Raw genomic sequence first — 10,075 nt, 5'->3', positions numbered from 1 at the left:
TGGCGCCGATAATCTAAGGCATGCGCTGAAGAATACGTGAGATCTTGGGTCTTAAGAGTTCTAAGAAAGCCAACGCGAACCGAAACGGAATATAGAGATGACACACGCCTTAACTCTTACTCTTTCTCTCAAGGATCCCTCAAGCCAGGAGAAACTGGCGGCATTGGAGGCGTCTTTTGCCCACCATCCAGCCGGCGATCACCAACGCCCTGAAGAAGTCGGGGATCCTGCATTTCGCGCGCGTCGTGGTGATCGATAAGAAGTACATTCAGGTCACTACGGAATATGAGAGACCACATCAGGAAGGTTCGACATCGAATTTCCCGCGCAGCGGGTAGCGAACCAAGCCGTTCCTGAGCCGATCAAGGGAGAATGATCCGGATCCAAAAGGACAATAACCGCATCAGCTACGAAATAGCTGTCTGAAGTCGCCAATCAACGCAGGAGCTTGAGAGGAGCCTTGGCATGAACCCATTTCTTCGATTTCCGCCGCCAGAAGCGCATGGGCCCTTGCCCGCCCGACTATACGCTCGCTTCGATGAGGCCATGGAAGGAACCCTCGGTAGGACCGAGCTTCTGTTTGGCGCGATTGACGCGGATTGGTTCGACACCGGCACACGCAGCAATGAGCTGATGATGCGCGGCGATATTCGACGTGACGCCATCGATAAACTTCCTGTGTATTTTCTTGAGGTTGACGTATTCGGACAGAGTGGTGGGCCCTGGGTAGTGGATGGTAAAAACAAATTGTCAGAGGATGACTGGGTCCAGATTGAGATCGCCGAGAGCGGAGATTCGAGGCTCTATCCAAACCTTTATGGCGCTGCGCAGCGTGTGGCCGTAACCAGCGCGGCGCCAGTCTCGTCCGCACAGGCTCCAACGCTTGACGAGACCCACAGCTTAGATGAGTGGGTGGTCGACGAGCAAGAGGTTTTGGACTATTTGGCCTCGCTCAATTCTCCGAAGATCGAGCAATGCGCTGTTTACGACGTCGGCCAGGGCACGACGATCAGCTTCAGCGACAGCAGCAACATCCCCTTTGCCTATTTCGATTTTGGTGGCGGCACGCGCAGCCACACGAACACGCGGCCCCACCGTATCCCGCATTTCTGCCTGACACGCCGGCCGCCGATCATATTGTCGCATTGGCACGACGATCATTGGTCATCAGGACCGCTTATCCCTAATTCCGTAGCCTTAGCGCTCACCTGGATTGCGCCCTCCCAGACCGTTTCAGGTCCGCACATCGCTTTGATTAGCGCCGTTGTCGGGGCAAACGGAACAATGATGGTGACGCGCGGAAGTAGGATTTCACTTAGTAACGCAGTCTTTCATCGCGCCAACGGCAATAGCGTCAACAATTCGGGATTTTGGGCAGAGGTCAGTTCGCCATACGGCGGCCACCCCTTGCTGTTGCCGGCGGACGCATCCTATTCCCACCTACAAAACATGCCGAGCCTAGTGGAAGGCATTGCCGTTACGCATCACGGAGCGGATTGGAAGCATGTTCAGTTGCCGCCCAAATGTGTGTCGACCGTAAATAAGGCAGTATTCAGCTTCGGGCTGCCGAACTCCTACGGCCACCCCACGACACGCTCACGGCAGGATCATACTGGCGGCAAACAAATTGATACGGCAAACAGAACCAGCAGCGCAAGTGGCAATGGCAGCGGTCATGCTCATCTCGATTGGTTAGGCAGACCAATTCCCACCGCCCCCTGCGGAAACATGCAGTGTTATCAAAATCTCGACCAGTGAGCGGAACGACTGGTTTCTTCCGGAAGGGGCGACTATTCTTACGACGGATTTTCGATGCGAACCGTCTTCCGTGACAAATACGCCGCCGGCAGGGGATGAAGGTGTGGATTGTGCTGGATGGCATCGTCAATCGGCGTGCAATTGGCTCTGACGCAATTTGTGGTGACGGGCCTATCCAGCGCCGATGACGCGAGCCTGAAGCAGATCGATCTTTCCTCGGCCATACATCTGGCGCTTCACGAGCTTGAGTTTGGTGATCTGCCCCTCCGTCTGGCCGTTGGACCATGTGATCGCGGCGCTGATCGCCCGGCCTTTGACGACACCGTTGGCGAAGGAGGCTACCAAGCCCGATCGAGCGCGTTCCAGGATTCGAGATCAGCGAGAGATCTCTTACGGATCATGGCCTGGTAGGCCGCTATAATTTCCCGCGCCTCGACCAGTAGCGGCGCGGCGCCGCTTCCTCAATGTCGTCGATCTGGTGAATCGCCTCGCAACGGAAACACGCACCGGCAAACAGGACGGATTGCTGACTACCTCACGCGCCTCGACTTCATCGTCCTCGGCGAACTGGCTACCTGCCGTTCGCCCAGGCTGGAGGCCAGCTCCCGTTCCATCTGATCAGCAGGCTCTACGAACGGACGTCGATCATCGTCACCACAAATCTGGCCTTCAGTGAATGCCCACAGTGTTCGGCGATGCCAAGATGACGACAGCGTTCCTCAACCGTCTTACCCATCATTGCGAGACCGTTGAAACCGGCAACGAGTCCTGGCCCTTTAAAAGCCGACCTCCAGCTAAAGCCGAAAACGACATCACCCGCACTTGTCCTACTCTCCGCAACCCCTGCCAGCGTCGGGCAGGCCAAGCGCACGCCGCCTGCCTTTGCGCTTGCGTACGGAAAGGCCTTCCTCGCGATAGAAACGGTAGATGCGATTGACGCCGGACGGCTCTTCGTCCCGTCGAAGCCAGATGAACAGCCGACGAACCCGATGCCGCCGTTCATATAAGGTCGCGTAACTTCGCTCGCATCTCGACCTCCGGCGGTGGGCAAGACCGATAGCGGATCGACTCAGAGTTCGCTGTCAATCTGTCTCCGATCATCACGCTCTCGCCGGAGAGCCGTCGGGCAACCCAAACGTCAAGGCGTTCGTTGCCTTACTGTGAGAGGCATTAAGACAAACCCGTCAAATGCCCGCTACCCTTTACCGAGAGCGACACCGATCCTCATTCGGACTTAGGATGATTGGCTTGTCCTCATCGACCTCGAGAAAGCTCCACCGGTAGGAGCCCGAATAGAGTTCCACCTTCAGAATGCCGTGCGTATCTTGCCGGTATATCTCGCTCGTTGGCGGTCGTTTCGTGTATAGGACACTTTTATAAAGGGGCCCTCCGCCGGTGCCAATGACAAAACTGCGCAGTCCGTCGGGATCAGCGTTGCCGTCTGCGTTGTGCCGACCAAATTGCTCAAAATCATGATCATGGCCGGAAAGAACCACCGTGGCCCCAGCTTCCTTGAGCACTTGAAAGGCGGCAACCATTAACTTCCCGCGAGCAAATGGCGCGTCCGCTTTGCTGCTATCGTCGTGCCCGTGATGTCCGGAGCTAAAAATAAAGGGGTGCCAGAACGCAAGGATGCAGGGTGCCTCGGTTGCCGACAGGTCATCGGCGAGCCACTTGATCTGCGGCGAGCCTTTTCCAGCACCCGCATAGCTGTTTAATGCGTAGATGCGCCAGACTGGCTTACCGTTGGCAGCGACGTCGACGGCATAATAGCCACCTCGCTTCGTGCTCTCCGCTACGATCGGGCGCTTAGAGAAATAGTCAAAAAACGGCTTTGCGCTACCCGTTTCGTACTCGTGATTGCCTGGCACAGGCAAAGTGAGATGATAGATATCTTGCTGCCCCCAACTCTTGTCATAGCACTTAAAATCAGCCGCGCTGCCCCTATCGTAGGCGAGATCACCCAAAGCAAGGACTGCAACTTGGATGTTCGCACTGCTGGCCTTTGCGATCTCTCGAGTAATAAGCCTGGCTGTCTTTTCATCAGCGCCTGGCGGACCGCATTTAGAAATGTCGCCTGCTGCCAGGACGATGCCAACCGGTTGTTCATCAGTGGCTGAAGCGCTCATCGGCGAGAGCGTGAAGGTACACAGAAAGAGGCTGCTCAAAGCCGCTTTGAGTCTGTTTCCTTTATGCGGCCGCTGCGCATGTGCAGCGCTGCGCATTTCGAAAAATCTGGACATTTCGCCTCCCCAATACCCCGCAAAAGGTGCCGTGCGGGAACAGCGATTTCATTGCGAGTTTGCTCTTGCTTGGCCGACTGGCTGGGTTCGACATCCCGCGACAAAGCCGCAGGGTTCACGCGTTCGAGAAGCGTCGACACCAGCACTGCGAGCGTCCTTGTCGCGGCCAGCAGCTTGCCTCAAGCATTACATGGACGTTGGCCGTCTTCCATGTAGACCCAAACCCATCGTCTACTCGGCTGCCGCCAGCGCCGGAGCTGTTTCGACACTCGCCGCAGCGACGCGATCCCATACTGCTTCGCTGACGTTCGGTTCCCATGTATAAAAGTGAAGCTGACGCCTGCCTACCGCCTTTGCTGCCTCAACATATTTGTCTATCTCGGTCGGCTTGCTGCTTCCAAGCTCGCCAGCCATTGGGATGATCTTAGCCGGGTCGCCGCCAGCTTTGCGCCAACGTTCGATCCCAACCTTGTAGTTGTCCACCGGATCACCGTGGCCGATTGTGCCGACGGTCGACCGCCAATAAGATTGCGGTAGCAGCACGTCTGCGTCGTCAAAGAAGGCGCTCCACGGAAGCGAGGGCCACGTGGACTTTGCAAGGTAGTGCGATGTGACGCCGAGTGTCCGACTACCCGCCGCCACGCGTAACGTGTGCATGAATTCGGTGGCGAGGCCGCCGAGGTTCTTGAGGTCACCATTCGAGCAGTTTAATGAGCCAAACAGCCCGACGGCGATATGCTCGGCAACTTTGCATATTTGGGAACGCGAATAATCTCATCTCTGCGATTTCAACGACACTTCCATATGCGCAGTAAAATAAGGATTGTTTCCCAAATCGCACGCAAACATACCGCGAGCAACATCAAACAAAATGTATCTTTTCTAGATAACAAATTTCAACTACACAAATATCTTTGTGATATTGTTTACAAACACAAAATGATACATTGTTCACATTTCATTATGTGATATAATAGGCATATCTATTCTTCAATCTAAAAAATCAACTACGACATTTTTCTATAATGACTTGAAAGGTGTATATTTGAATGTATAGTACATCAAAAATTGTATTTAACAAGAGCTAGTTCGCCGAAGAAATTCTTAAACCTATTCTAGCGGGACTTTATTGGCATGATTTTCCGGCGAATCGGCCGGTTGTGATAATGAATTGCCGGCCTTGTTGAGAGCCTGGAGCAGATTCAATGCGCCATTCTCAGGCCGGCAAGCAGAACTCATGGCAAGAACGACGAGTGGCTGGGCGGGTCCAAATGGCAACGAAGATAATTTGCAGAATGACCGTAGTTTTATCGATCCCTGCTTTCCTCAGCAGTTGCGTCGGGGCAACAAATGTCCAACGAAGCGAAGTTGAGATTTATTCGAAACAAAGCACTGAGACGTTGGCCGACACGATACACTATGCCGATCTTCTCGCTAACAAGTATATCGCGTTGTCCGATCAAGCGTCAGGTGCCCAAGACATGGCGGCTGTCGGCTTGATAGCGAGCGCAGGGGTTGCAGCCGGTGGCCTGCTCTATGATGCAGACCTGAACCTTATCAAGGGCGCGGGGCTTGCCGGCGGCACTATTGCGGCAGGATCGACATATTTCAGGCCCGGCGAAACCAGCGCTGCATTGCTAGACGCTGCGGAGCAACTCGTCTGCATACGCAAGGCGGGCGAGCCGTTCCTCGTTAGCTATCGAACGAGTACGGCTGCTGGCGAAATCGTAAACGGCGGTATCTTGAATGTGCGCGTAAACCTTCGAAAAAAGCTTTCTCGCACATTACCGGATTACCGAAGCCTGGTCGAATCGCTAAAGGCCTCGATCGTCAACCAACCTGCCGGCAAAGGCTTTGCCCCGGTGCGAACACTTGATGATTTGCGCATAGAGGTGGCCACCTGCGTGCTTCCGGGCAGTTGAAACAGAGGCGCAGGCCAAGAAGAAAGTGCCCGGCGTCGATAGAGGATGGGGCGTCGACGCCTGCATGCAGATGATTTCGACAGATTCCTGAAAGTGGCTGTAAAAAACCAAAGTGTTGAGCAGGCTGCGCCTGCGTTCTAGGGAGAGCTCGTCATGGCAGAGTCGCAGAAGTCCGGAAATGGAATGCGATCATTTTCGATGCATGTTGCAGATGCCGGATCCGCTCCGATGTTTGCCGCGCTCGCAGGCGAAGAGTCCAGCGCTTTTGAGCCCGCGACGACAAAAGCCGTTGATCCTCAAACCGCAGCCCGTCGCTATCTCGATCACGCGCTCGGCAGCGAAGGAGTTCCACAATTTGTCGCGCCATCAACAGATGATGCGGTTTCCCGGTTCAAGGTCATCGGCACCGAAACCGTTCCACTCACCCATACGAAGACGGTCAAATTCCGGCAGACATTTCAGGACATCCCGGTCTACGGCTCGCTTGTGACCGTTGAACTGGATGACGAAAACAATCTAGTAAGCCTGAATTCGGCGCTCGGAGATCCGCGAGATGTACCGTCTATCGCGAAAGTTTCTGCCTCTCGAGCGGCGCAGGCAGTCAGCAGGAAAAAGCCTTTCAACAAAAAACTCAGCGGCGTGGCGCCTCGTCTCAGTTTTTACTACGAGCCGAAGAAAGATAAGTGGCATCTGACGTATATCTTCGAGGATGTCGAGGTGACTTTAACGGAAAGGGCCGGAGCGCGTCAGCTGACACCACGTTATTTTGACTACGTTGTTGACGCGAACACTGCGAGAGTCATTGCGGAATTACCGCGCACGCCGACGATGGCTGCTGAGCAACAGGTTGCGCTCGATGCTCGCAATATCCAGCGAACCATAACCATCGAAAACCTTGGTGCGAGCGCCGTTCTGAAGGACGTAGTCTACAACATCCAGACCTTCGATTTTGGCTTTCGGGATCCGAATGTTGACGATGCAGCTCTCCCTGGCGACGAAATCGGACCTGCCTGGCCACCTGCAGCTGTCAGCGCGCATGCCAATGCCGCAGAAGTGGCACGATTTCTCCGCGAAGTCGTCTTGCGAAACAATATCGACAATCAGGGCGGCCCCATGAACGCCAGTATCAATTGCGTCGTGATTCAGGAAAGTCCGGGCAGTAATCAGTGGTTCAATGCATACTGGAATGGCATGCAGATGGTATATGGACAGGTTCTGAATGCAGGGCAACTGCTTACCCTGGCCGCGGCCCTCGATATCGTCGGACACGAGATGTTCCACGGGGTAACCGACAACACGTCACGCCTTGAGTATGCAGCACAATCAGGAGCGCTAAACGAATCCTACTCGGATATTTTCGGCATTCTGATTGCCAACAGAGGAAAGCTCGACCCGCGTCTGTGGGACTGGAGACTTGGAGAAGGGTTTGCGCAAGGCGGTGGCCATATCCGGGACATGTCCGATCCTGCCTCGTGCGGGCAACCAGCGCATATGGATCAATATCGCGTTCTGCCGGTAACGCAGAGGGGCGACTGGGGAGGCGTTCATACCAACAGCGGCATTCACAACAAGGCGGCCTATCTCATGCTGGTGGCGGAAAACAGCGGCACTCTGGTCTTTACACCCGATGAAGTCGCTGCAATCTTCTACGTTGCAGTGACCCAGCTCCTCTCACGTACGTCTCAATTCACTGACAGTCGACGAGTGGCCGTCAGCGCAGCGCGAACCTTGTTCAGGATTTCGTCTCCTGTTCAGCTTGCGCGAAAAGTTTCGGCCATCGAGGCGGCCTTCGACGACGTCGGTATTGTCTAGAGGATCAGTGGGTCGTGCGTGCGCGCGCGTTTCAAAAAGATCACCGGATATAAGTGGCGTGGGGTTGGTAATGTCTAGCACATCGTTTTATCGACTGATTTGTGGCCTGGCCTGCACCACAGGGACGCTAATGTTGAGTGCCGGTGCTTCGTTGGCAGACGCCGCAACTCATGAGCTCTCGCTCGTGACCTCCCCAATTGAGGGGGATTGCGGCGGTGGCAGCTGCACGCCCATGTGTTCTTTTAAGGCTGAGTTGAAAAACGTTGGGCAGGGAACAAGCCGCCCGATTGCGGTCTATTTCCACTATCCCATGGACAAGCAAGCAAAAAACATGGGGGCGGACCAAGACGGCGAGAAGAACAGGTCTACGGTGGCATTGTTCTTCAGCGAATTGAAACCAGGGGCCACGGACAAGACCTTGGACGAAGCCAGAGGAGCAAGCTGCGAGGATCTTGCAATCGACGAGATCGAGGTCAATTGCCCAGAAGAAACTGACGACAAATGCCCCGGCTTCTACTATGTCGACATTCCCGAAACAAAGAGCCCCATGATCGCCCATCAAAAGATCGAGGGCAAGTAGCGGACATCGGCTCTGGATTGCCTGCATCATTTGGCCTTCGCGCACCGGCAACGTCATCAGGATCATCCTCGCCAATCTAAACCGCGGATGAAAAGCAAGCGAATGGTGGCGGAGAAATTGACGTGATCACCAGCGCCGATGGGTTCTCGATGCTGGCTATCACTCAAAAACTAAACGGGGTGGCTAGCTGCCCGGGAAGAAAACTGGAAGTACAAGCCTTTGAATGAAACGACCTGATTGAAGCAAGGATGACGCGTCTACCCCGACTTGCAAACAATCCGGCGGTGGCCCTTTTACGGCATAAGGAGACACGAGATGCCGATTACCAAACAGGGATGGGAGCTTCACGTTCGACGCCTCGGAATACAAAAAAAGGGTGCGGCAACGCGCACATATGGAACATATCAGGTTTACATCGATGGCTTCCCCAAGCCCGAACTTGCAGGTCATATTTGCGAAGCAGTGGGGCCAGGCGATAACAGCGAGGAAGACAACGGAAAACGTGTCGAAGCCGAGACGTATCCACTCTGGACACAATTCGGGCCGACCTATAGCACGATAGATTATTCAGAGGATTTGAAGACGCCAGGCAAGCTGCATATGCCTGGCGTCCTTTTGGGGAACACAGGGAAACGAACGGCCATCCTTATCCACCCTGGCCACCCCCCGAGGCTCTACCTCTCAAGCATCGGTTGCTTCAATCCGACAAACCCACTCAAATCAAAGGGGGTGATGGATTTCTGGGACAGCCGAACCCGTGTCATCGCACTTATCGACAGTTTGAAAGCGTTCGCGCCCAACGCATTCCTCCACAAGGTTTCGACGCGTATCGATGGCGCGAGTGTGGTCGTGGAGGGAGAGCCAATGAACGTTCTGACTGACGCCATGTTGGCGGACGCGGCTCTCGCTTCATTAAGCGCCCCGCCGGCGGCGCCCGTCTCTTCAACGCCCCCCACACAAATCGACCTGCTTGCAGAGACGCTCGGGGCGTTGGGCCGCTCCGGCCAATCTATCGCGAAATTGCATGTCAACTATCTGGACTCGACGAGTTTGGCCTCCGTCAACGTTGATTTTCACCCATCAACAGCGGCTGTCGCATCGGCGGCGGCCCGTGCCAAAGAGCTGATGCTCGGCGAGAAGGTGCCGAACCAGAGCGAGGTCAATGTCTGCGGACCGATCATCAAGAAGATCAAGCGTGGCGATCCGGAATTCGCGATCCTGGTCAAAAATCTAAATGGCAACATCGAGTTTAAGGACGAGGAAGGCACAGGCGCGGACCGCATGATGTCGGCACGGCTCAGAGACGGACTGGATCGCTTGGCCGCGCACGTCGGCGCGGAATGGCCCGGTGTGACGCTGCGGGTGACAGAAGCTTGGGACGAGAATAACGAGCACCATGGGGCTTCCCTGCATTACGAGGGACGCGCGGCCGACGTTACCACATCACCACGAGATGGAGACAAGCTCGGCCGGCTCGGTCACCTTGCGGTCGACGCTGGGCTAGACTGGGTGTTCTTCGAAGACAGCGCGCATGTCCACGTCTCCGTCAAGCGGTAGGCGTTGCAAGATGATCTGCAAGAACAAGGGGGCGGTTCAAAACTGCCGAGGCTGTAATCGTCGCCGGATGAAAGTTCAGTGGCAGGTCAATACAGCGGGATAGGAGAAGAGTTCTCTTGCGATATGCGTCTCGAAAATATGTTACACCGGACCTACTCGGCATTCGGTAGGTGTACTATGGTGCGCGCGTTCTGATTGTGTTA

Annotated in this window: 8 protein-coding genes and 3 pseudogenes; 7 read left to right on the top strand and 4 right to left on the bottom strand. The window is 55.1% G+C overall.

The window, feature by feature from the left end:
- Nucleotides 1–176 precede the first annotated feature (176 nt).
- Together AC2444_RS29645 and AC2444_RS29640 are read left to right on the top strand one after the other, a co-directional pair.
- Complete coding sequence (locus tag AC2444_RS29645; RefSeq protein WP_164902778.1) at nt 177–338, top strand: hypothetical protein; 162 nt, start codon at nt 177–179, stop codon at nt 336–338.
- 127 nt (nt 339–465) lie between these two features.
- Complete coding sequence (locus AC2444_RS29640; RefSeq protein WP_128449514.1) at nt 466–1,758, top strand: ComEC/Rec2 family competence protein; 1,293 nt, start codon at nt 466–468, stop codon at nt 1,756–1,758.
- 171 nt (nt 1,759–1,929) lie between these two features.
- Here AC2444_RS29640 and AC2444_RS29635 read toward each other — a convergent pair.
- Nucleotides 1,930–2,198, bottom strand: a pseudogene (locus AC2444_RS29635) (ISL3 family transposase); the annotation flags it as partial.
- A gap of 8 nt (nt 2,199–2,206) precedes the next feature.
- On the opposite strand from AC2444_RS29635, the pseudogene AC2444_RS29630 reads away from it, so the two are divergent.
- Nucleotides 2,207–2,545 (top strand): annotated as a pseudogene (locus AC2444_RS29630) (ATP-binding protein); the annotation flags it as partial.
- Nucleotides 2,546–2,618: 73 nt separating this feature from the next.
- Here AC2444_RS29630 and AC2444_RS29625 read toward each other — a convergent pair.
- The 3 genes and pseudogenes from AC2444_RS29625 to AC2444_RS29615 form a co-directional block, all read right to left on the bottom strand.
- A pseudogene (locus tag AC2444_RS29625) lies at nt 2,619–2,829 on the bottom strand (IS3 family transposase); the annotation flags it as partial.
- Nucleotides 2,830–2,960: 131 nt separating this feature from the next.
- Nucleotides 2,961–4,001, bottom strand: coding sequence for a metallophosphoesterase family protein (locus AC2444_RS29620; RefSeq protein ID WP_128449515.1), 1,041 nt, complete (start codon nt 3,999–4,001; stop codon nt 2,961–2,963).
- A 231-nt stretch (nt 4,002–4,232) separates the two neighbouring features.
- Entirely contained in the window at nt 4,233–4,484 is a 252-nt protein-coding gene (locus AC2444_RS29615; RefSeq protein WP_128449516.1) for a hypothetical protein, read from the bottom strand.
- 812 nt (nt 4,485–5,296) lie between these two features.
- Here AC2444_RS29615 and AC2444_RS29610 point away from each other — a divergent pair.
- The 4 genes from AC2444_RS29610 (at nt 5,297) to AC2444_RS29595 (ending at nt 9,872) form a co-directional block, all read left to right on the top strand.
- The gene (locus AC2444_RS29610) at nt 5,297–5,923 is read left to right on the top strand and encodes a hypothetical protein (protein ID WP_128449517.1); all 627 of its coding nucleotides are present in this window, start codon (nt 5,297–5,299) and stop codon (nt 5,921–5,923) included.
- 153 nt (nt 5,924–6,076) lie between these two features.
- Nucleotides 6,077–7,735 (top strand): M4 family metallopeptidase, encoded by a 1,659-nt coding sequence (locus tag AC2444_RS29605; RefSeq protein WP_128449518.1) that lies wholly within the window; start codon nt 6,077–6,079, stop codon nt 7,733–7,735.
- A gap of 70 nt (nt 7,736–7,805) precedes the next feature.
- Nucleotides 7,806–8,315, top strand: coding sequence for a hypothetical protein (locus AC2444_RS29600; RefSeq protein WP_128449519.1), 510 nt, complete (start codon nt 7,806–7,808; stop codon nt 8,313–8,315).
- Nucleotides 8,316–8,630: 315 nt separating this feature from the next.
- The gene (locus AC2444_RS29595) at nt 8,631–9,872 is read left to right on the top strand and encodes a hypothetical protein (protein ID WP_128449520.1); all 1,242 of its coding nucleotides are present in this window, start codon (nt 8,631–8,633) and stop codon (nt 9,870–9,872) included.
- Nucleotides 9,873–10,075 lie beyond the last annotated feature (203 nt).

This window comes from Rhizobium sp. WSM1328, from assembly GCF_057653715.1.
The sequence above is the reverse complement of the archived record's forward strand: the minus strand, read 5'-3'. Positions and strand labels throughout refer to the sequence as shown.

Excerpts from the sequence above, each read along its gene's own strand:
- AC2444_RS29610 (WP_128449517.1), top strand. The coding sequence starts at position 5,297 with ATGACCGTAGTTTTATCGATCCCTGCTTTCCTCAGCAGTTGCGTCGGG.
- AC2444_RS29595 (WP_128449520.1), top strand. The coding sequence starts at position 8,631 with ATGCCGATTACCAAACAGGGATGGGAGCTTCACGTTCGACGCCTCGGA.
- AC2444_RS29640 (WP_128449514.1), top strand. The coding sequence starts at position 466 with ATGAACCCATTTCTTCGATTTCCGCCGCCAGAAGCGCATGGGCCCTTG.
- AC2444_RS29605 (WP_128449518.1), top strand. The coding sequence starts at position 6,077 with ATGGCAGAGTCGCAGAAGTCCGGAAATGGAATGCGATCATTTTCGATG.
- AC2444_RS29600 (WP_128449519.1), top strand. The coding sequence starts at position 7,806 with ATGTCTAGCACATCGTTTTATCGACTGATTTGTGGCCTGGCCTGCACC.
- AC2444_RS29620 (WP_128449515.1), bottom strand. The coding sequence starts at position 4,001 with ATGTCCAGATTTTTCGAAATGCGCAGCGCTGCACATGCGCAGCGGCCG.